This window comes from Streptomyces sp. NPDC086023, assembly GCF_044540325.1.
In the GTDB taxonomy this organism is placed as follows: domain Bacteria; phylum Actinomycetota; class Actinomycetes; order Streptomycetales; family Streptomycetaceae; genus Streptomyces.
Genome location: NZ_JBITRX010000004.1, coordinates 460,805 through 481,611, shown reverse-complemented (window position 1 = coordinate 481,611; position 20,807 = coordinate 460,805). Strand labels below are relative to the sequence as shown.

The 20,807-nt window shown below is 74.7% G+C and carries 13 protein-coding genes and 1 riboswitch; of the genes, 7 read left to right on the top strand and 6 right to left on the bottom strand.

Going from position 1 to position 20,807, the window contains the following annotated elements; genetic code table 11:
- Window positions 1-419 precede the first annotated feature (419 nt).
- Window positions 420-962: a MarR family winged helix-turn-helix transcriptional regulator gene (locus ACIF6F_RS11640; protein ID WP_399944574.1), complete on the bottom strand. Its 543-nt coding sequence runs from the start codon at window positions 960-962 to the stop codon at window positions 420-422.
- Window positions 963-1,071: 109 nt separating this feature from the next.
- On the opposite strand from ACIF6F_RS11640, the gene ACIF6F_RS11635 reads away from it, so the two are divergent.
- Window positions 1,072-2,358, top strand: a complete 1,287-nt coding sequence (locus ACIF6F_RS11635; RefSeq protein ID WP_399944571.1) for an MFS transporter — start codon at window positions 1,072-1,074, stop codon at window positions 2,356-2,358.
- A 138-nt stretch (window positions 2,359-2,496) separates the two neighbouring features.
- Here ACIF6F_RS11635 and ACIF6F_RS11630 read toward each other — a convergent pair whose 3' ends face one another.
- Entirely contained in the window at window positions 2,497-4,332 is a 1,836-nt protein-coding gene (locus ACIF6F_RS11630) for a SpoIIE family protein phosphatase (RefSeq protein ID WP_399944612.1), read from the bottom strand.
- A 197-nt stretch (window positions 4,333-4,529) separates the two neighbouring features.
- Window positions 4,530-6,143, bottom strand: a complete 1,614-nt coding sequence (locus ACIF6F_RS11625) for an NAD(P)/FAD-dependent oxidoreductase (RefSeq protein WP_399944568.1) — start codon at window positions 6,141-6,143, stop codon at window positions 4,530-4,532.
- A 338-nt stretch (window positions 6,144-6,481) separates the two neighbouring features.
- Here ACIF6F_RS11625 and ACIF6F_RS11620 point away from each other — a divergent pair, with 338 nt between their 5' ends.
- Together ACIF6F_RS11620 and ACIF6F_RS11615 are read left to right on the top strand one after the other, a co-directional pair.
- The gene (locus ACIF6F_RS11620; RefSeq protein ID WP_399944566.1) at window positions 6,482-7,285 is read left to right on the top strand and encodes a TetR/AcrR family transcriptional regulator; all 804 of its coding nucleotides are present in this window, start codon (window positions 6,482-6,484) and stop codon (window positions 7,283-7,285) included.
- A 323-nt stretch (window positions 7,286-7,608) separates the two neighbouring features.
- Window positions 7,609-9,594: a sigma-70 family RNA polymerase sigma factor gene (locus ACIF6F_RS11615; RefSeq protein WP_399944564.1), complete on the top strand. Its 1,986-nt coding sequence runs from the start codon at window positions 7,609-7,611 to the stop codon at window positions 9,592-9,594.
- 948 nt (window positions 9,595-10,542) lie between these two features.
- Here ACIF6F_RS11615 and ACIF6F_RS11610 read toward each other — a convergent pair.
- A complete protein-coding gene (locus tag ACIF6F_RS11610) occupies window positions 10,543-12,687 on the bottom strand; it encodes an asparagine synthase-related protein (RefSeq protein ID WP_399944561.1) in 2,145 nt (714 codons plus the stop codon).
- A 567-nt stretch (window positions 12,688-13,254) separates the two neighbouring features.
- Here ACIF6F_RS11610 and ACIF6F_RS11605 point away from each other — a divergent pair.
- The 4 genes from ACIF6F_RS11605 (at window position 13,255) to ACIF6F_RS11590 (ending at window position 18,232) form a co-directional block, all read left to right on the top strand.
- Window positions 13,255-14,952: a sporulation protein gene (locus ACIF6F_RS11605; RefSeq protein WP_399944558.1), complete on the top strand. Its 1,698-nt coding sequence runs from the start codon at window positions 13,255-13,257 to the stop codon at window positions 14,950-14,952.
- A gap of 44 nt (window positions 14,953-14,996) precedes the next feature.
- Window positions 14,997-16,193: an L-2-hydroxyglutarate oxidase gene (gene lhgO, locus ACIF6F_RS11600; RefSeq protein ID WP_399944555.1), complete on the top strand. Its 1,197-nt coding sequence runs from the start codon at window positions 14,997-14,999 to the stop codon at window positions 16,191-16,193.
- A 148-nt stretch (window positions 16,194-16,341) separates the two neighbouring features.
- Window positions 16,342-17,118, top strand: coding sequence for a tRNA (guanosine(46)-N7)-methyltransferase TrmB (trmB, locus tag ACIF6F_RS11595; protein WP_399944552.1), 777 nt, complete (start codon window positions 16,342-16,344; stop codon window positions 17,116-17,118).
- A 43-nt stretch (window positions 17,119-17,161) separates the two neighbouring features.
- Window positions 17,162-18,232 carry a PrsW family intramembrane metalloprotease gene (locus ACIF6F_RS11590; protein ID WP_399944549.1) on the top strand — a complete coding sequence of 357 codons (1,071 nt, stop codon included), beginning with the start codon at window positions 17,162-17,164 and terminating at the stop codon, window positions 18,230-18,232.
- On the opposite strand, the gene ACIF6F_RS11585 is transcribed toward ACIF6F_RS11590, so the two are convergent.
- Together ACIF6F_RS11585 and ACIF6F_RS11580 are read right to left on the bottom strand one after the other, a co-directional pair.
- Window positions 18,141-19,145, bottom strand: coding sequence for a M23 family metallopeptidase (locus tag ACIF6F_RS11585; RefSeq protein WP_399944546.1), 1,005 nt, complete (start codon window positions 19,143-19,145; stop codon window positions 18,141-18,143). The two genes, ACIF6F_RS11590 and ACIF6F_RS11585, sit on opposite strands and share 92 nt — an antisense overlap.
- Window positions 19,146-19,154: 9 nt before the next feature.
- Window positions 19,155-19,288: riboswitch (cyclic di-AMP (ydaO/yuaA leader) on the bottom strand.
- A 276-nt stretch (window positions 19,289-19,564) separates the two neighbouring features.
- Entirely contained in the window at window positions 19,565-20,776 is a 1,212-nt protein-coding gene (locus ACIF6F_RS11580) for a PP2C family protein-serine/threonine phosphatase (protein WP_399944609.1), read from the bottom strand.
- Window positions 20,777-20,807: the final 31 nt, after the last annotated feature.

Here is a 20,807-nt window from a genome sequence, read left to right as displayed (position 1 = left end):
TCCTTTGTTCCCGTTTCCGGGCCCTCCGGGCGCTTCCTTCGTTTCCGACTCTATCAGATCTTTCCGACCCGATTTCCTCGGCGCTTTCCGGTTCCAGCGGCGTTTCCGTCGCTTTCCCTTTCGGCGTTTCCGACTCTATCAGACCCTTTCGGCGCCTGACTCCCAGTCAGCGGGGTTTGCCTTCGGGGCTGTTGGGCCCTTCCGGCTCCCGAACTCTAGCGGATTTCCCGGGCGACTCGAAATCGAGTCTTCGAAAGCAATTCGGGCATGCCGAATTCACTCCCGGTGGGAGATCGTGCTGAGTTGGGTTGCCGCAACGTGGCGGCGGGATCGTTGTCGCAGAACCGTTCCGGCCCCGTGACAACTCGAAGAACCTTACGGACCCTGAGGGGTCGTGTCAACCCCGGGTACGCCCGGGATCAGCCCCGGGCCTGGGTCTCCTCCACACGGGCGAGCAGGCGGGTCAGCATGTCGCCGAGGACGCCTCGCTCCGCGGTGGAGAGGTCCTGGAGGAGCTCCTCCTCGAAGACCGTGGCCATGCGCATCGCGTCGAGCCACTTGCTGCGGCCCTCGTCGGTCAGTTCGACGATCACGCGGACGCGGTTGGTCTCGTCGCGCTCGCGCGTCACCAGACCCTCCGCCGTCATCCGGTCGATCCGGTGGGTCATCGCCGCCGGCGTCAGGCCCAGCTGCTTCGCGAGCTCGCTCGGGCCCATTCGGTAGGGCGCCCCGGAGAGGACGAGGGCCTTGAGGACCTCCCACTCCGCGTTGCTGATGCCCAGGGCGGCGGTCTGGCGTCCGTACGCGACGTTCATCCGGCGGTTCACGCGCTGGAGTGCCGAGACGACCTTCTCGACCTGGGGGTCGAGGTCCTGGAACTCGCGCTGGTACACGGCGATCTGCTCGTCGAGGGTCGGCTCGCTGATCCCGTTGAGGCCCGTTGTGTCGGGGGTGTCACCCATGCCGCGAAGTATGACACGGCCCCGTTGGCGTCTAACTCCTTCAATGTGTACAGTTAAGCATCGAACTTTAGTGTTGAAGTCTTCACGACAGAACCAGGGCAGGTGAAAAGTGACCAGGGTGATGGGCGCTGCGATGCGGCGGATCCAGGCCGGCAACGCACTGACGGCGTTCGGCATCGGCTTCACGGTTCCGTTCCTCTACATCTACGTGGCGCAGGTGCGAGGTCTTGGCTCCATGTGGGCCACGTGCGCGTTCATCGCGTTCGCCCTGGGCGCCCTGGTGGCGCTTCCCTTCGTCGGCCGCGCCATCGACCGACGCGGTCCGTCGCCGGTGGTCATCGGCGCCGCGGTCGTCGCCTCCCTGGGCGCACTGTCCCTCGGCCTGTCCACCGGTGTGGTGCCGATCCTGCTGTCCGCGCTGGCGCTCGGCGCCGGCCAGGCCGCGATGCAGCCCGCGCTGGCGACCATGATCGTCTGGTGCTCCACCACGGCCACCCGGACCCGCGCCTTCGCCCTGCAGTTCTTCATGCAGAACCTGGGCCTGGGCATCGGCGGCCTGCTCGGCGGCCAGATCGTGGACGAGAACCACCCGAACAGCTTCGTCCTCCTCTTCTCCATCGAGGCCGTGATGTTCCTGGTGCTGGCCGGGGTCATCGCCACCGTCCGGCTGCCGCACGCGCCCGCCCTCAAGGGCTCCGTCCCGAAGGACGCCGGCGCCAAGGGCGGCTGGCAGCGGCTGCTGCGCCACAAGGCGATGGTCCAGCTCTGCGTGCTGGGCTTCGTCCTCTTCTTCGCCTGCTACGGACAGTTCGAGTCGGGCCTGGCCGCCTTCGGCACCGAGGCCGCGGGCATCTCCCCGTCCACCCTGGGCTTCGCCCTCGCCGCCAACACCGGTGCGATCGTCGTGGCGCAGTTCGCCGTGCTGCGGCTGGTCGAGAAGCGCCGCCGGAGCCGGGTCATCGCACTGGTCGGCCTGATCTGGACCGCCGCCTGGGTGATCGCGGGCTTCTCGGGGCTCGGGCACGGCAGCGCCACCATGGCCGCCGCCGCGTTCGTGACGACGTACGCGCTCTTCGGGATCGGTGAGGCGATGCTGTCGCCGACCGTCGCCCCCCTGGTCGCCGACCTGGCCCCGGAGGGGTCCGTCGGGCAGTACAACTCCGCCTTCGCCCTGGTGAAGCAGATGGCGCTGGCCCTGGGCCCGCTGGGCGTGCCGCTGGGTGCCGGGCTGCCGATGCTCTACATCGGGATCTTCATCCTGGTCTCGCTCGGCATCGCATGGCTCGCGCTGCGGCTGGGCAGGCAGCTCACGGCGGTCCAGGACAACCCGTCGCTGGCCGTGCAGAGCCGGGTGGTGGCCTCCCACACCCCGGCCGCCGAGCCGGTCGCCGCCTGACCGGGCGTGCCGTGCCGCCGGCGCCTGCGTGATTCCGCGTAGGCAGATCGGTACCCATGACGTACGCGGGCCCCCGCACCCTGACGGTGCGGGGCCCGCTTCATGTCCGGTCCGGGCCGCCCGGGCGGCGTACGGGTGTCACTCGTCCGGCAGCGCGAACTCGCACCAGACCGCCTTGCCCCCGCCGGGCGTGCGGCGCGAACCCCACGAGGAGGCGATGGTCGCCACGATCGAGATGCCGCGGCCGGCCTCGTCGGCCGGTTCGGCGCGGCGGCGCCTGGGCAGGTGGTCGTCCCCGTCGGTGACCTCGATGATCAGGCGGCGGTCGGTGCGGCGCAGGCGCAGCCGCATGGGCGGCGTGCCGTGCTGGAGGGAGTTCGCGACCAGCTCGCTCGCGGCCAGCACCCCGAGGTCGCACAGCTCGACCGGGAAGCGCCAGGAGGCGAGCACGCCCTGGGCGAAGGCGCGGGCGCGCGGGGCCGCCTCCACGCCGCCGAGGAGTTCCAGGGCGGCGTTGTGGAAGAGCTCTGCGTCCGGGCCCGTGCGGGTCGGGTGCTGGAGGACCAGGACCGCCACGTCGTCGTCGTGGTCCGCACCGACGCCGAGGGCGCGCATCAGACGGTCGCAGATCACCTGGGGGGTGCCCTTGGCGCCGGACAGCGCGCGTTCCAGCGCGGCGACGCCCTCGTCGATGTCCTCGCCCCTGCGCTCCACGAGGCCGTCCGTATAGAGGACGGCGGTGGAGCCGGGGACGAGCGCGATGGTGCCGGAGGAGTGGAGCCAGCCGCCGGTGCCGAGGGGCGGCCCCGTGGGGTCGGCGGCGCGGCGTACCGTGCCGTCCTCGTCGCGGACCAGGATCGGCAGGTGGCCGGCCGAGGCGTAGACGAGCCGTCCCTCGTTCGGGTCGTGGACGGCGTAGACGCAGGTGGCGATCTGGCTGGCGTCGATCTCGGCGGCGAGGCCGTCGAGCAGTTGGAGCACCTCGTGCGGGGGCAGGTCGAGGCGGGCGTACGCGCGGACCGCGGTGCGCAGCTGGCCCATGACGGCGGCGGCCCGCACGCCGCGGCCCATGACGTCGCCGATGACGAGGGCGGTGCGGCCGGCGCCGAGCGTGATGACGTCGTACCAGTCGCCGCCGACCGCCGCCTCGGTGCCGCCGGGCTGGTAGGTGGCGGCGATGCGCAGGTCGTCGGGCTGTTCGAGCTCCTGCGGGAGCAGGGAGCGCTGGAGGGTGACGGCCGCCTCGCGCTGGCGGCGCTCGCTGGCGCGCAGGCGCTCGACGGCCTCGGCATGGTCGCTGACGTCCGCGAGGTGGACCAGGACGCCGGCGCCCTTCTCTCCTCTGTCTCCCCTGTCTCCCCCGTCCCCCTTGTCCTCGGGCTCGTCCTCGGTCGCGGCGCCGGGCTCGGTGCCGATGCCGGTGACCGGGGTGCAGGTGACGGTGTACGAGGTGCCGCCGGGCGCCTTGCGGTTCTTGACCGTACGGGGCTTGCCGCTGCGCAGCACCTGGTCGAGGAGGGGGAGCAGGCCGAGCTCGGCGAGCTCGGGGAGGGCGTCGCGGGCCGGGACGCCGAGCGGGCGGGGGCCGAAGCCGGCGGCGTACGCGTCGTTGACGTACGCGGTGCGGTGGTCGGCGCCGTAGACGAGCGCAACGAGGGAGGGGAGGCGGCCGAGCACCTCCCGGACGGAGAGCTCGTCGAGGGAGGGGACGGTGAGGAGCGCGGTGCCCCCGCCGCCCGGGGTGCCGGCGGCGCCGGCCGTGCCGCAGACGGTGAGGTCGGCGGGTGGCGCGTCGCGGCCCGGTGCCGGTCCCTCCCCCGCGGTGGGGTCCTTCCCCGTGGGGTCCTGGGTGCGGCCGCGGGCCGCGGGCACGGAGCCTTCGCCGCGCTTGGCCTGGGCGGCCGCGTGCTCGGTCCGTGCCGCGGCGCGCCGCTGCGTTCCGGGAAAGCGGGCGCTCCAGCGGGTGAAGTTCACTGCGTTCAAGCCTCGTGGTGTCGCTCGTGGTCGCTGTCTGCGGCCTCTCCCGGCCGCTGCCGGGAGGGGTGGCCCCGGGCGGGGGCTGGGGGAGTGCCCCCAGGGGGTGGCCGGCCTTCGCTGGGCGTCGATCACTCTGTGCAGGTGTGAGCCCACCTATGGTCACACGTCCAGTGTGGCCGACCGGACGGTCCGGATCAGTCGTTCCCGTTCTTCGGGGCCGATGGTCCCGGGTCCGGGGAGGGCTTCGGGGCCGGGTCCGGGGTGGCGTCCGGGTCCGGGGCCGGGGCGGCCGGTGCGGCGGGGGCGGTTCCCGCGGCAGGAGCCGCGGCCCCCTTGCCGGTCTGGTCGGCCGCCGGGGTGCCCGCCGGTTCCCCGCCGCGTTCCGCGGCCGGTCGCCCCGCGTCGGGCGAGGAGTCGGCCGTGAGGTCCATGGCGTCGGGGCGCGCGCGGCCGCCTGCGGCGATCTCGAACTCGGCGCGGGGGTGTTCCAGCGAGCCGAGGGAGACGATCTCCCTGGTGAAGAGGCCGGCCAGCGTCCATTCGGCGAGCACGCGCATCTTGCGGTTGAAGGTGGGGACGCGGCTGAGGTGGTAGACGCGGTGCATCAGCCAGGCCGGGTAGCCCTTGAGCTTGCGCCCGTACACGTGGGCGACGCCCTGGTGCAGGCCGAGGGAGGCCACGGAGCCCGCGTACTTGTGGGCGTACTCCTGGAGCGGCTGCCCGCGCAGGGAGGCGATGAGGTTCTCGGCGAGGACCTTGGCCTGGCGGACGGCGTGCTGGGCGTTGGGGGCGCATTCGCGGCCCGGCTCGTCGGCGGTGACGTCCGGCACGGCGGCCGCGTCGCCGGCCGCCCAGGCGTTCTCGACGCCGTCGACCGACAGCCGGGCGGTGCACTTGAGGCGGCCGCGTTCGTTCCTCGGGAGGTCGGTGGCGGCGAGTACGGGGTGCGGCTTGACGCCCGCGGTCCAGACGACCGTACGCGTGGGGAAGCGCGCGCCGTCGCTGAGCACGGCCACCCGGTCCACGCAGGACTCCAGGCGGGTCTCCAGGCGGAGGTCGATGTTGCGGCGGCGGAGCTCGCGGATCGTGTACCTGCCCATCTCGGGCCCCACCTCGGGGAGGATCCGGTCGCTGGCCTCGACCAGGACCCAGCGCATGTCCTCGGGTTTGACGTTGTGGTAGTACCGCGTGGCGTAGCGGGCCATGTTCTCCAGCTCGCCGAGCGCCTCGACGCCGGCATAGCCGCCGCCGACGAAGACGAAGGTGAGCGCGGCGTCGCGAACGGCGGGGTCGCGGGTCGAGGAGGCGATGTCCATCTGCTCGATCACGTGGTTGCGCAGGCCGATGGCCTCCTCGACGGTCTTGAAGCCGATGCCGTAGTCGGCGAGGCCGGGGACCGGGAGGGCGCGGGAGATCGAGCCGGGGGCCAGGACGAGTTCGTCGTACTCCATCTCCACCGCGCCCGTGCCCTCGTCCTCGGTGGCGAGGGTGGTGAGGGTGGCGGTGCGCTTGGAGTGGTCGATGCGCTGGACCTCGCCGATGACGATCCGGCACTTGTCGAGGACCCGGCGCAGCGGCACGACGACGTGGCGCGGGGAGATCGAGCCGGCGGCCGCTTCCGGGAGGAAGGGCTGATACGTCATGTACGGCTCTGGGGTGACGACGGTGATCTCCGCCTCGTCGTCTCTCAGCTTCCGCTGGAGGGTCAGCGCCGTGTACATGCCGACATAGCCGCCGCCGACGACGAGGACGCGCGTGCGGGTCGGGGTGCCGGGGCCGGTTCCCCGGGTGTATGCAGCCTTCACCATCCCATGACGCAACGTGGCCGGGACTTTGTCCACAGGCCCGGCAGATTGTGTGACCGAAGGTCATCCCTGCGACGGGCTCTGAACAAGGGGTGTACGGCGGGAAGGTTCGCAGGTCAGCGCGGGAGAACAGGCAGAATGGAGGAGCCGGAAACGGAAAAGTGGGGGTGAATGCTCCGATCGGGCGTCGCTCCGAGCGGAGCCCCCTCTTCTGAATTGACTCTGGCTCAACTATGTTCGTAACTCGCCGGGGTGTCGGCCGGGGCTCAGATGACCGTGGCCCTCCTGGCGCGCAGGCGGGGAGTCTCCGGGGGGAGACGAATGATTACCGGGGGAAACATATGAACATTTCCGATTTCCATGGGTCTGCGACGGCCGTCTCGACCGAGGGTGCCGGACGTCTGATCGCAGGCGGTACGGGCCCGGGCGGCGCGTCGCAGATAGGGCGCTCGACGCCGCTGCGGGTGGACGCCCAGCGCAACCTGGAGCACGTGCTGCGCGCTGCGCGCGAGGTGTTCGGGGAGCTGGGGTACGGCGCTCCGATGGAGGACGTGGCCCGGCGGGCCCGGGTCGGCGTGGGCACCGTCTACCGCCGTTTCCCGAGCAAGGACGTACTGGTGCGGCGGATCGCCGAGGAGGAGACCGCCCGGCTGACCGAGCAGGCGCGCACCGCGCTGGGGCAGGAGGAGGAGCCGTGGCAGGCGCTGTCGCGCTTCCTGCGGACCTCGGTCGCCTCGGGTGCCGGCCGGCTGCTGCCGCCGCAGGTGCTGCGGGTCCGCGTCGAGGACGGCGCGGGCGCGGAGGCCGGTGAGGGCGCGGACGAGGCGCGCGTGCCGCAGCAGCGCGGTGCGCTGGACGGCGTCGGCGGGGGTGCCGCTTCCGCCGAGGCGCGGGTCGTCGCGCCGCGAGGTGCCTCCGACGACGTGGCGGACGACGCGGGTGCGGGTGCGCTGCTGGAGGTCGTCGGGCGGCTGGTCGACCGGGCGCGGGCCGCGGGCGAACTGCGGACCGACGTCACGGTGGCGGACGTACTGCTGGTGATCGCCACGGCGGCGCCGGCGCTGCCCGACCCGGCACAGCAGGCCGCGGCTTCCGCGCGGCTGCTGGACATCCTGCTGGAGGGGCTGCGCTCGCGCTCGGCGTGAGGCGGGCGGGGCGTGAGGCGGGCGGAGCCTGAGGCGGGCCAGCCTGAGGCGGGCGGGGGCCGGACCTCGTTCCGGCTCTGCTCGGGATCCCTGGCGGCTCCCGGCGTGAGCTCTTCCGGCTCCCGTGCGACACGGGTCGGCCCGGGCGGGTGACGGGCCGGCCGTAGAACGCGTACCCACTCGAACGAGTGACGACCGGTGCGGCGTTCCGCCGAAGTGTGCCCGGACGGGTGGATGGCGGGCAACGCGCTCCTGAGCCGGGCCCCCGTGTGACACGCTGGCTCGGTGTACGGGTCGGAATGTGTCGTTCGGGGGCTTCCGCGATGAGTGTTGACGGTCGGGACGAGTCACTCGGCGGCGGCAGCGAGGTGGGCGCCGAGGAGCTGCCCGCCCGCCAGGTTCCCGCTCAGCGCGGCGGCGGCAGCGGCGCCACGGCCGTGGAACTCCCGCCGTCCGACGGCGACTTGATCGCGCGGATGCGCGGCGGCGACGACGGTGCGTACGAGGAGCTGTTCCGCCGGCACGCGGACGGCGTGCGCCGGTATGCGCGCACCTGCTGCCGGGACGCGCACACGGCCGACGACCTGACGGCCGAGGTGTTCGCGCGCACGCTGCAGGCGGTGCGCGGCGGGGCCGGACCGGACCAGGCCGTACGGGCCTACCTGCTGACCACCGTGCGGCGGGTGGCGGCCGGATGGGCGAAGAGCGCCAGACGCGAGCAGCTGGTCGAGGACTTCGCGCTGTTCGCCGAACAGGCCGCGCAGGGCGCGCCGGGCACCGCGGGGCCGGGCGGCACGCTGGACCTGGGTGCCGACGTGCGCGCGATGCACGACGCGGAGCAGTCCCTCGCCATGCGGGCCTTCCGGAGCCTGCCGGAGCGGTGGCAGGCGGTGCTGTGGCACACCACCGTGGAGGAGGCCTCCCCCAGCGCGGTCGCGCCGCTGTTCGGGCTGACGCCCAACGCCACGGCCGTGCTGGCGAGCCGCGCGCGGGAGGGCCTCAAGCAGGCGTACCTCCAGGCCCATGTGAGCGCCGCGCTGACCGAGGGCGGCGACTGCGCGAGGTACGCCGACCGGCTCGGGGCGTACGCCCGCGGGGGGCTGCGGATGCGGGCGGAGCGGGGCCTGCGCAAGCACCTGGAGGAGTGCGCGCGGTGCCGGCTGGCCGCCGGTGAGCTGAAGGACGTCAACGCCGGCATCCCGGCGCTGCTGCCGGTCGCGGTCATCGGGTGGTTCGCCGCCGGGTACGCGGTCAAGGCGGCCGGTGTGGTCGCGGGCGGCGCGGTGGGGGCCGCCGGCGCGGGTGCTGCCGCGGCTGCCACGGGAGGCTCGGCGGCGGGGGGCGCGGGTGCTGCGGGGGCTTCCGGCGTCGCGGGGGCTTCGGGTGGGGCCGGTGCGGCTGGTGGGGCTGGTGCTGCCGGTGGTGGTGCGGGGGCGGGTGGGTCCGGCGTGGGTGCCGGGGTCGCCTCCGAGGGGCTCGGGCTGCCGGCCAAGGCCGCGATCGCCGCGGGGCTCGCCGTCGCCACCGCCGCGGGGGTGGTGTTCGCCTTCGCCGGGGACGACGCGGAGCCCCAGGCCGAGGCGAAGCCTGCGCCCCGCGCGGCCGCGCCGGTGGTGCCGGACGAGCCGGAACCGCCGGCCGCCGCGCCCTCGCCGGAGTTGTCCGCCTCGCCGCCGCGGATGCGGGTGGTGGTGCCGGCGGCCTCGCCGAAGCCGCCGGTGTCCCCCAGACCCTCGGCGCCTGCCGCCGCTCCCTCCCGGGCACCCTCGCCGAAGCCGTCCGCGAAGCCCTCGCCGAAGCCCTCTGCCAAACCCTCGCCGAAACCCTCGCCGAAGCCGTCGCCCCGGCCTTCGTCGGAGCCGCCGGAGGCCGCGCCGCGTGCGTACGAGCTGGTGTCCCTGCGGCAGTCGGTCTTCGGGGACCATTCCGGTCCCGAGCTGCGGACCGCGCGGAGCAGCTGGGTCTGGCAGCGGTGGGGCCTCTCGGTCGGGGGCCGGGACTACGCCCACGGCATCACCGTCCACTCGAAGTCGGCGGTGACCGTCGATCTGAACCGGCCCTGTACGTCCTTCTCCGCGCGGGTCGGGGTGGACGACATGTCGATGGGGCTGGGGACGCTGCGGTTCTCGGTCTGGGCGGACGGTACGCGTCTGTGGCGCTCCCCCGCGATGGCCGTCGGCGACGCGGCGGTGCCGGTCGAAGTCCCGCTCCGGGGCCGCGAGTCGCTCCGCCTGGTGGTGGAGCGCGAGGAATGGCGCGGCCGCCTGATGCTGGCGGACTGGGCGGGGGCCACGATCACCTGCCGCTAGCCGCCGGCGGTAACGGGATACGCCCCCGCCACCGCCCTGCCGGGCGCGGGTCCCCTGCCGGGGGCGGGGCCCCTGCCGGGCGCGGGGCCTGTGCCGGGGAAGGGTCCCGTGCCGGAGCGGTTGGTTGCCGGGTACGGCGCCGTCGTGGTGCGGGCCGATCCGGGTGCGGTTCGTGCCGGGGCGGCGGCAGCAGGGTCCTCGTGCGGGTTCGTGGTGGTGCGGGCGGTTGCCGCTGCGCGGAGCCGATTCCCCACCCCGCCCCTTCCCGAAACCGGAGCTCCGCCCCGGACCCCGTTCAGCCCCCGAACGCCGGGCAGGCTGGAGGCCTGGGGTGAGCCCCCTGGCCCCTGCAGCCCTGGCCGACGGGGGTGCTGGGGGCGAACCACCTGCCTCCTCCAGCCCCCAGGCGACCGAGGCGCGTGGGGCGAGCCACTTGCCCCCTCCAGCCCCTGGCCGACCGAGGCACGTGGGGCCTGCCCTCTTCAGCCCCTGGCCGACCGAGGCACGTGGGGACAGCACCCTGAAGGCCCGGGCCGACTGGGGCTCCTCCCCAGCCCCGTGCCTCAAACGCCGGCGAGGCTGGGATGCCCTACGCGCCCGCAGCCGTTCCTCAAGGACCGCCGAGCTGGGATGCCGCACGCACGTCGCGGGCACATTCAGCCCCTCCGGCGCCTGAGGCGCAGGGTCCCGGGGGCGGACCCCCGAAACGGGTCCGGGCGGAGCCCTGGGGGGGCACCTCCCCAGCGGTAGCTGCCCGTCCAGGGCGACGGCCAGGGCAGGGGCCACCGCCAGGGCAGGGCCTGCGGCCAGTAGCCGCCACCACCACCGGGGCCCTCCGTGGCAGCCGCCACCGCCAGTGCAGGCCCACCCCCGGTGCAGCCGCCACCGCCAATGCAGGACCACCCCCAACGCAGCCGCCACCGACGGCAGGGGGCGCGGGTGGGGGCGTTACAGGGGGCGGGGGATGCCCGCGCGGTCCGGGAGGGCCGGGCGGGTCGGGACGCCCGTCGGGACCGCCCGGCGGCGCGGGGTCGACGTGCCCGTCCAGCACGTGCCCCGCCGCGCCAGGAGGCGACGGAGCCACAGCTCCGTCGAGACCAGGTCCGCCAGCCCGTCCAGCGGCACCGGCGCCCCGTCCGCCGCCTCCACCAGCGCCCGCTGGACCACCCGCGCCTCCACCAGCCCCGCGTCCGCCAGCAGGGGTGCCGAGAAGAGGTCCAGCAGCTCGTCCAGGGCCCAGCGCAGACCGGCCCGCGCCGCCGGGTTGTCGCCGGCCACCGCGCCCCAGCCGGGCGGCAGTTCCCGTACGCCCGTGCCCGCCAGCACCGCCCGCAGGATCGAGGCCCGGGCACCCGGCTGGACCCGCAGCGCCTCGGGCAGGGCGCGGGCGGCCCGTACCACCTGGTTGTCCAGGAACGGGGCGTGCAGCCGCTGGCTGCGCACCTCCACCGCCTGCTCGAAGACCCGGTGGTCGGCCGCGTGCCGGGCCAGCGCCGCCCGTGCCCTCGCCTCCCCCGGGCGCAGTGACAGCGGCGGGCGGCCGGCCGCGGCCTCCAGCCGGATCGACACCTCCGCCAGCGCCTCGCCGGTCAGCCAGCGCGCCGCCGGCCCCGGCCGGGACCAGGTCAGCGCGGCCAGCGAGGAGGCGACCACGCCGCCCGGGTCGTCGAAGCTGTGCCCGCGCAGCCGGGAGGCGGCGTCGCGGATCCCGGACATGTAGGTCGTACGGGAGAGCCGCCGGGCCGCGAGGTAGACCGTCAGCGGCACCGCGAGGGACTGGCGCTCCGTGCGGGCCAGCGCGGCCACCGGCCTGACCAGGTGCCGCCGCTGCCGGTCCAGCAGCAGGTCCGCCAGCCGGGCCGGGTGGGCGTCGAGGACCTGCCGGGCGCCGTGGCCGACGAGGTGGTCCGCGCTGCCGGCGGTGAGCCGGCGGCGGTGGCGGGCGGCGCTGACCAGGGAGGGCCCGGGCTCGTCGGTGAGGGGGCCGTCCAGCTCCGCGTACGGGAGGGCCTCCTCGGCCGCCGCGACCACGACGTGGTGCAGCCGCGGGTTGGTGGCGATGGCGCGGGCCCGCTCCAGCTCGGCCTCGCGGCCCTGGGGCGTGGCCAGGTCGTTGAAGGTGACGGCCAGCAGCCGCTCGCCCGCGCCCGCGCCGTGGCCGAGCACGGTGCCGGGCACCCCGGGCAGGCCGGCGGCCAGCAGCGCGAGGGTCGCGGAGGCGCTGCCGCCGGAGAGGTCGGCGCCGATGCCGGGCGCGGGGGCGCCGCGGGCCGCCCGCCGCTCGGCCGGTCCCATGCCGGGGACGGGCCCCGGATCGTACGGAAGGGTGTCCGGAGCGTGCCTCGGGGCGGTGAGCCTGGCGCGCACGGCTTCGACGAGCGCCTCCCGTACGCCCTCGACCGCCCGGTCCGGGTCGGCCTGGGGCGCGGCGACGGCGAGGGAGGCGACCGGCTCGTACCCCGTGATCTCCCGCGAGCCCTCCCGCAGGATCAGCGCGTGGCCGGGCGGGATCCGCCGCACACCGACGTACGGGGTCCCGTCGCCCAGCGCCTCGGGGCTGTCGGGGCAGGCCAGCAGGGCCGCCAGGTGCCCGATGTCGAGCTGGGCCTCGATGAGGTCGGCCAGCGGGAGGGCGGCGGTGGCGAAGGCGGTGCCGTTGGCCCAGGGCGTGTAGAAGACGGGCCGCGCCCCGGCGAGGTCGCCGACCACGGTGATCCGGCGGCCGGCCTGGACGACGGCGGTGTAGCTGCCGGGCCAGGCCGTCAGGTGGCGGAGGGCGCCGCCGCGGGCGGCGTACAGGCCACGGCGCAGCTCCTCGTCGGTGGCTCCGCAGCAGCCGAGGACGGCGAGGCGGGTGAAGGGGTCGGCCGGGTCGGCGACGACGGTGCGGATCTCGTCCGGGCGCCAGTCGCCCACCGCCCAGAGGGGGTCGGGGTCGCCCCACAGGAGCTGGGCGCCGACGGGGTGGAGGGTGCGGGCGGCGTCCTCGGGGGCGTCATCGGAGTCGGCCAGGCCGCCGCGCACGGTGTCGGCCAGGCGTCCGGCCGTGCCGAAGCTTGCGGCGATACTGCTCCAGCCCACCAACCACCGCATCGACCCGCCTCCACAGACTGTGGACAAGTTCGGGTCCATGCTGCCACGAGAAGGGCGCGCGAGAGGTGCCATGGGGGGCGCACATGCAAACGAACACGCCCCGGTCATGCGGTATTTGGCGTTCCGCTCCAACCGTTCCATAGGTCGGATTCAGCCATTCTTTTCCGCGCCGTTTCCGTGCCGGACGGTACGGGCGGTGCCCGCGTGACGGCGGGGCGCGGCCCGGGAGGCGCGGTCCGCCTCCCGGACCGGTCCGCCACCCGCGGGGATTGAGGCGGCGGTGTCCCCCGGCCCACCGGTTCCACGCAGCGGGCCGACCCACGCACCCCACATGGAAACGTCCGGCCGGGAGCCGGGGCAGAGCGCACGCACGGGCGCACGGCCACACGGGCGGAGCACGGGACACCGGAGCGCGGGACGGACGCGCCCCGGCCAACGCCGAAGGTACGGACAACAATCCCGCCATGTGGAACTCGGGCCCTTAACGCTTGGGATGCGGCGAACTACGCTGGGTTTACGAATGCCGGGTGCCTATGCCCCGGCGGCCGTCTGCGTGAGGGGTGGCGCATGTCCAGGGAGCTCCGCGAGCCGAACGAGAAGCTCGGCACCGTCCTCGCCCTCGCGGGTATCAGCAACGCCGGACTGGCGCGACGGGTCAACGACCTGGGCGCGCAGCGCGGCCTGACGCTTCGTTACGACAAGACCTCGGTGGCCCGGTGGGTCTCCAAGGGCATGGTGCCGCAGGGCGCCGCGCCCCACCTGATCGCGGCCGCGATCGGCGCGAAGCTGGGCCGGCCGGTGCCGCTGCACGAGATCGGGCTGGCGGACGCGGACCCGGCGCCCGAGGTCGGCCTGGCCTTCCCGCGGGACGTGGCGGCCGCGGTGCGGTCGGCCACGGACCTGTACCGGCTGGACCTGGCGGGCCGCCGGGGCGGTGGCGGGATCTGGCAGTCGCTGGCGGGGTCGTTCGCCGTGTCGGCGTACGCGATGCCCGCCTCGCGGTGGCTGATAACGCCCGCGGACAGCTCGGTGGCCCGGGAGGCGCCGGGGGCGGCCGGGAGCGCAGCAGGGGGCACGGGCACCGCCGTGGCGCCCGGGGCGGTGCACTCGGGCCCGGCGGGGCAGGGCACGGGGTCGGCGGGCGCAGGGGCCGCCGCATCCGGCGTCACCGCCGCCGGGATCTCCGCCGCCGGGATCACCGTTCCGTCCCTTGCCGGCCCGGGACCCTCCGCAGGCTCCCCGGCGGCAGCGGGCGCGCCGGCGCGGGGCGACCGTACCGAGGGGCGTCCCGAGCGGACCGCGCCCACCGGGCCGGCACCCGCCGGACCCCCGCTCGACGCCTCGCCGCAGCGCGTCGGGCACAGCGACGTGGCCAAGCTCCGCGAGGCCGCCGAGGACGCCCGGCGCTGGGACTCGAAGTACGGCGGGGGCGACTGGCGCTCCTCGATGGTGCCCGAGTGCCTGCGCGTCGACGCGGCGCCGCTGCTGCTCGGCTCGTACTCCGACGAGGTGGGCCGCGCGCTGTTCGGCGCGACCGCCGAACTGACCCGGCTGGCCGGGTGGATGGCCTTCGACACCGGTCAGCAGGAGGCCGCGCAGCGGTACTACATCCAGGCGCTGCGGCTCGCCAGGGCGGCGGCCGACGTCCCCCTGGGCGGGTACGTGCTGGCCTCGATGTCCCTCCAGGCCACCTACCGCGACTTCGCCGACGAGGGCGTGGACCTCGCCCAGGCGGCCATCGAGCGCAACCGCGGCCTGGCGACCTCCCGCACGATGAGCTTCTTCCGGCTCGTCGAGGCGCGGGCCCACGCCAAGGCCGGCGACTCGGCTGCCGCGGGCGCCGCGCTGCGGGCCGCCGAGGGCTGGCTGGAGCGGGCGCGGGAGGGTGACCCCGACCCGTCCTGGCTGGGTTTCTACTCGTACGACCGGTTCGCGGCGGATGCGGCGGAATGCTACCGCGACCTCAAACTGCCGCGTCAGGTCCGCCGGTTCACCGAGCAGGCCCTGTCCCGGCCCACCGAGGAGTACGTCCGCTCGCACGGCTTACGCCTGGTCGTGAGCGCCGTCGCCGAGCTGGAGTCCGGCAACCTGGACGCGGCCTGCGCCCAGGGCACCCGGGCCGTGGAGGTCGCCGGGCGCATCTCCTCGGCCCGCACCACGGAGTACGTGCGCGACCTGCTGCACCGGCTGGAGCCGTACGGCGACGAGCCGCGCGTGGCGGAGCTCAGGGAGCGGGCGCGACCGCTGCTGGTGGCGCCCGTGTGACCCGGATGTCAGTCGGGGGGTGCAGTATCGGGGTGGGAGGTGGCATGGAGCGCGTGCACTGCGATGTGGTGGTGGTCGGCGGTGGGATCGTCGGGCTGTCGACCGCGTACGCCCTGTCGCGGCTCGCGCCGGGGACGCGGGTCGTGGTGCTGGAGAAGGAGGCGGGCCCGGCCCGTCACCAGACCGGCCGCAACAGCGGGGTGATCCACAGCGGGATCTACTACCGCCCCGGGTCCCTCAAGGCGCGGTTCGCGGTGCAGGGCGCCTCGGAGATGGTCAAGTTCTGTGCGGAGCACGACATCCCGCACGAGGTGACCGGCAAGCTGATCGTCGCGACCGACCGTTCGGAGCTGCCGCGGCTGCACGCCCTGGTGCAGCGGGGCCGGGAGAACGCGATCCCGGTCAGGGAGCTGGGCCCCGCACAGATCGCGGACCACGAGCCCGAGGTGCGCGGCCTGGCCGCGATCCACGTCGGCACCACGGGGATCTGCGACTACGGCGCCGTGGCGGAGCGGCTCGCGCAGGCCTCGGGGGCGGAGATCCGGTACGGCTCGGCCGTGGACCTCATCGGGCGCCGCGCGTCGGGCGTGGCGGTGCGGACGGCCGACGGCACGGTGGTGCGGGCGAAGGCCCTGGTGAACTGCGCGGGCCTCCAGTGCGACCGGGTGGCGCGGCTGGCCGGCGACGACCCGGCGGTGCGGATCATCCCGTTCCGGGGGGAGTACTACGACCTGACGCGTCCCTCGCTGGTGCGGGGACTGGTCTATCCGGTGCCGGACCCGGCCTTCCCGTTCCTCGGGGTGCACCTGACGCGGGGCATCGGGGGCGGCGTCCACGTCGGGCCGAACGCGGTGCCGGCACTGGCCCGCGAGGGGTACTCGTGGGGCGCGGTGCGCCCGCGGGACATGGCGTCCACGGCGGCCTGGCCCGGGATGTGGCGGGTGGCGGCGCGCCACTGGCGGTACGGCGCGGGGGAGATCCACCGCTCCCTGTCGAAGGGCGCGTTCACGCAGGCGGTCCGGCGGCTGCTGCCGGCGGTCACGGAGGACGACCTCACCCCGGCCGCGGCGGGGGTGAGGGCCCAGGCGGTGCTGCGGGACGGGACGCTGGTCGACGACTTCCTGATCCGCGAGGCGCCGCGTACGGTCCACGTGCTCAACGCCCCCTCGCCGGCCGCGACGGCCTCCCTGCCCATCGGACGGGAGGTGGCCCGCAGGGCACTGGCGGCGCTGGCACCGTAGCCGGGACGCCGGGACCCCGGGCGCGCAGACCGCGCGACCGGACACCGGACCTGGCGACGGCCGGGCACCCGCAGCCGGACGCCCGGCCGGGGGCGGCTCCCGCTGCCGGGATGCCGGGCGGGCCGGCCGCCGTAGAATTGGCGGCACTGTGTCTGAGTCCCTGAACCCCCAGCCCAAGCCCCCTCCGGTGTGGCGCCACCAGCCCCGCTTCCCGGACGGCCCCGCCCCCGACCCGGCGGGCTCGCACCACGAGCGGCGCATCCGCAGCTTCCAGCCGCGCCGGAGCAGGGTGACCACGAGCCAGGAGGACGCGCTCCGCCGCCTCTGGGGCACCTGGGGCCTCGACATCGACGGCCGCGAGGTCCTCGACCTCGACAAGATGTTCGACGGCCTGCCGGTGGTCCTGGAGATCGGCTTCGGCATGGGCGAGGCGACCGCGCAGATGGGCGCCGACGACCCCGGCACCGGCATCCTCGCCGTCGACGTGCACACCCCCGGCCAGGGCAACCTCCTCGGCCTCGCCGAGCGCAACGGCCTCACCAACATCCGGGTCGCCAACGGCGACGCGATCATCCTGCTCCGCGAGATGCTGGCCCCCGCGGCCCTCGCCGGGATGCGCGTGTACTTCCCGGACCCGTGGCCCAAGAAGCGCCACCACAAGCGCCGGCTGATCCAGCCCGAGTTCCTGACGCTCGCCGCCACCCGCCTCGCGCCGGGCGCGATCCTGCACTGCGCCACGGACTGGGAGGAGTACGCCGAGCAGATGCTCGAAGTGCTCAGCGCGCACCCGGACTTCGAGAACACCCAGCCGGACGGCGGCTACGCGCCGCGCCCGGAGTTCCGGCCGCTCACCCGCTTCGAGGGACAGGGCCTGGACAAGGGCCACGTCGTACACGACCTGTTGTTCCGGCGCACCGAGAACTGAAAACCAGCCCTCCGGTACACGTCCGGATCGCTACTGTCGTGGCGTGTTCCGGGTCCTGTCTCGCGCGTCCATCGGGCTGCTCGCGGTCGCCGGAGTGCTGATCCTCGCCCTCGTACGGGAGCAGACCGGCACCCAGGGCTTCCTCGTCGGCCTCGGCCTCGCCGTCCTGCCGGTGCCACCGCTGATGGCGGTGTTCCACTGGCTGGACCGGACGAAGCCGGGGCCGTGGCCCCAGCACCTGTTCGTCTTCGCCTGGGGGGCGTGCGCCGCGGCGCTCATCGCCATAGTGGCCAACAGCTTCGCGACCCGGTGGATAGCGGCGGCGACCCTGGACCCGCGCGACGCCGACCAGCTCGGCTCGATCGCCATCGCCCCGGTGGTGGAGGAGTGCGCCAAGGCCGCCGCGCTGCTGCTGGTCTTCCTCTTCCGCGGTCGGCGGTTCACCGGGATCACGGACGCGATCGTGGTGGCCGGGTTCACCGCCACGGGCTTCGCCTTCACCGAGAACATCCTCTACCTCGGCAACGCCTTCGGTGAGGACCTCGGCAGCGGCACCTCGCTGCTGGACTCCGTGACGGCCGCGACCTTCTTCGTTCGGGTGGTGATGTCCCCGTTCGCGCACCCGCTGTTCACCGTGTGGACCGGGCTCGGCTTCTGCTGGGCGGCCTTCGCGGCCGGGCGGTGGCGGCGCACCGGGCTGCCCCTGGCCGGGCTGGCGCTGGCGATGGCGACGCACGCGCTGTGGAACAGCTCGTCGGAGTTCGGCGAGTACGGGTTCTACGTGGTGTACGCGACCGTCATGGTGCCGGTCTTCGGGGTGCTGGCCTGGCTCGGGGTACGGGCCCGCGGGCGCCGGGAGCCGCTCTTCGTACCGGCGATGCGGGACGCGGCGTACGCGGGGAGTGCGGCGGGCCCGTACGCCGCGGCAGCGGTGGACCCGTACGCGGGAGCCGCGGCCCCCCACCCGCCGGGAGCGGTGGACCCGTACCCGCCGGGAGCGGTGGACCCGTACCCCGGCGTCGTCAGACCGTCAGACCCTTGCCCCGCAGCCATGCCAGCGGGTCGACCGTCGCTCCGCCGGTCCGCACTTCCAGGTGCAGATGGGCGCCCGTGACGTTGCCGGTGGCGCCGACGCGGCCGATGGTCTCGCCGGTGGTGACGGTGCCCGAGGTGACGGACATCGAGGACAGGTGGCAGTACCAGACCTCCGTGCCGTCCTCCAGCTGGAGGACGATGCGGTAGCCGTACGCGCCGGACCAGCCCGCCGAGATGATCTTGCCGCCGTGCACGGCCTTGACCGGGGTGCCCGTCGGCGCGGCGAAGTCCAGGCCGGTGTGCTGGCCGGAGGACCACATCGAGCCGGAGTCGCCGTAGTGGGAGGTCAGGGTGTACGAGGAGGTGGGCAGCGCGTACTGGCCGGCCAGCTTGGCCAGGCGCTCCGCCTCGGCCTTGGCCTCCGCGGCCTCCTTCGCCGCGGCCTCGGCGGCCTTGCGCGCTTCGGCGGCCTTCTTGTCCGCGGCCTCCCGCTCGGCCTTCGCCTTCGCGGCGGCGGCCTGCTCGGCGGCGCGCTGGGCCGCCGCCTTCTCCTGGGCGACGGCCGCGTCGGCCTGGGACTCGGCCTGCTGGAGGATCCGGTTGCGCAGGGCCTCGCCGGCGTCGGTGCCGGCCTCGGCCTGCTCGGGGGTGACGCCCGCGTTGGTGAGCGCCTCGATGGGGGTGCTCTCCTGCGCCGCGTCCGCCTCGTCGTCGGGGAGCAGCGAGGGTATGGATATCGCGACCGGGGGCTTGTCCTGGGCGGTGGCCATGCCGGTGGCGCCGACGGCGGCGATGATGCCGACGCCGAGGACCGTGGAGCTGCGGGCGAGTCCGCCGCGCTGCTTGGCGACGCGGTGGCGGCCGCCGGCGGGACGGGCGGAGTCCTCGGTGGGGTTCCACTCGCCCCATGCCCCGGCACCGGTTCCGCCCGGGTAGGGCGAGTCCGTCTCGATGGACCCGGGGGCTTCGGGGGCAGGCCTGCTGGACGCCACGGGGGCGCTCCTTTCCTTCCTTCTGGCCTACCGGGTTAGCTGACGGGTTCGGAGCAGGAAGGTCTCCTACGGGTCAGAACGACCCGATTCACCCCAAGTTGGTGGTTCCCCGGTTCCCTCACGGGATTCGGCGCGCACGCGCACGGTGCCGTCACTTGCGACGGCTGGGACAGCCGCGCTGCGTTATCGAACGGTAATAGACAACAGGGAGTGATTCCAAGCTCCCTTACTTGATCCTTCACATCAACCGGCCATTCCGTGACCGACGTTGGCCAGAACAAATGCCTCATGGGGCAGCAGAAAGGGATGAGCCGCCTGCGCGGGCACCGTCACTCCGGCCACTTCCGCACCCTGACGATCCGTCAACCGACCGGCTCCCCAACCCGCTTCGCTCACGCTGCGTGGCCGACCGGACGCGCTCAGCGGCGCCGTACCGCAGTGACGGACCTCCGGCGGGCCGTCTGACCCGGCGTCGGGCGGACGACCGCGAGCAGCGCCATGTCGTCGGTGGCCCCGCCGCCGGTGTGCCGCCGCACATCGGCGATCAGGCCGGACAGCAGCTCCTCCGGCCCGGGGAAGATCCGCCCGCGCAGCCGCTCGGCCGGCTCGTAGAAGGCGCCCGCGGCGTCCCGGGCCTCGGAGAGCCCGTCGGTGTAGAGCAGCAGCGTCGACCCGGCGGGGAAGGGCCACGCGTCCGCCCGGTACCGCCCGTCCCCCAGCTCGCCCATGCCCAGCGGCAGGGCGGCCTCCGTGGGGGCCAGCACCTCCGGCTTCCCGTCGGCGCGCAGCAGCAGCGGTGCGGGGTGGCCCCGGTTGACCACGCGGAGCGTGCCGCCGTCCGGGCTGACCTCGGCCAGGACGCAGGTGGTGAACCCCTCGACGGAGTCGAGGCTGTCGCGCCGGGTGCCCTCCCGGGCCAGGGCGCGCTCCACCCGCCGGGTGACGCCCTCCAGGGTGGGTTCGAGCTCGGCCGCCTCGCGGAAGGCGCCGAGCACCACCGCCACCGCCTCGACCGCCCCGAGCCCCTTGCCGCGCACGTCCCCCACCGCGAGGCGGACGCCGTACGGGGTGTCCTGGACGGCGTACAGGTCCCCGCCGATGAACGCGTCGGCGTCGGCGGCCTCGTAGCGGGCGGAGACGTGCAGCCCGCCGACGCGTCCGGCGGGGGTGGGCAGCACCGCGCGCTGGGCGACCTCGGCGACGCCGCGCGCGGAGGCGAGCTGTTCGCCGCTGCGCCGGACCACGCGGTTGATCAGCAGGGCCAGGACGGCGACGGTGAAGACGGTCACCAGCTCGGTGACCGCCTCGACCCGGCCGGAGCTGCCGTTGCGGAGTTGGAGCACGAGCACCGCCAGGGCGGCGCTCGCACCGGTGAGCAGGGTGGTGGTGAAGGCGAAGAGGGGGGCCGCGATCAGGGGCGCGGCGGTGAAGAAGGGCGCCCCGGTGAAGCCGGGCGGGGTCAGGACGTCGAAGACCAGCCCCAGGACGATCAGGAGCACGGGGAGCACACTCAGGAAGATCCGCGCGAACCGTCTGCCGTTGCCGTTGCCGTTGCCGTTGCCCTCACCGATCCGGCCCCGGGCCCTGCCGGCTCCCCGGGCCGCCCGGAAGGATCCTCCTCGCTGCCCCAGCCCCACCACGTCTCTCCCTGACCGGTCCGCT

Excerpts from the sequence above, each read along its gene's own strand:
- ACIF6F_RS11625 (WP_399944568.1), bottom strand. The coding sequence starts at position 6,143 with ATGGTGAAGGCTGCATACACCCGGGGAACCGGCCCCGGCACCCCGACC.
- ACIF6F_RS11605 (WP_399944558.1), top strand. The coding sequence starts at position 13,255 with ATGTCCAGGGAGCTCCGCGAGCCGAACGAGAAGCTCGGCACCGTCCTC.
- lhgO (WP_399944555.1), top strand. The coding sequence starts at position 14,997 with ATGGAGCGCGTGCACTGCGATGTGGTGGTGGTCGGCGGTGGGATCGTC.
- ACIF6F_RS11640 (WP_399944574.1), bottom strand. The coding sequence starts at position 962 with ATGGGTGACACCCCCGACACAACGGGCCTCAACGGGATCAGCGAGCCG.
- ACIF6F_RS11615 (WP_399944564.1), top strand. The coding sequence starts at position 7,609 with ATGAGTGTTGACGGTCGGGACGAGTCACTCGGCGGCGGCAGCGAGGTG.
- ACIF6F_RS11610 (WP_399944561.1), bottom strand. The coding sequence starts at position 12,687 with ATGCGGTGGTTGGTGGGCTGGAGCAGTATCGCCGCAAGCTTCGGCACG.
- ACIF6F_RS11620 (WP_399944566.1), top strand. The coding sequence starts at position 6,482 with ATGAACATTTCCGATTTCCATGGGTCTGCGACGGCCGTCTCGACCGAG.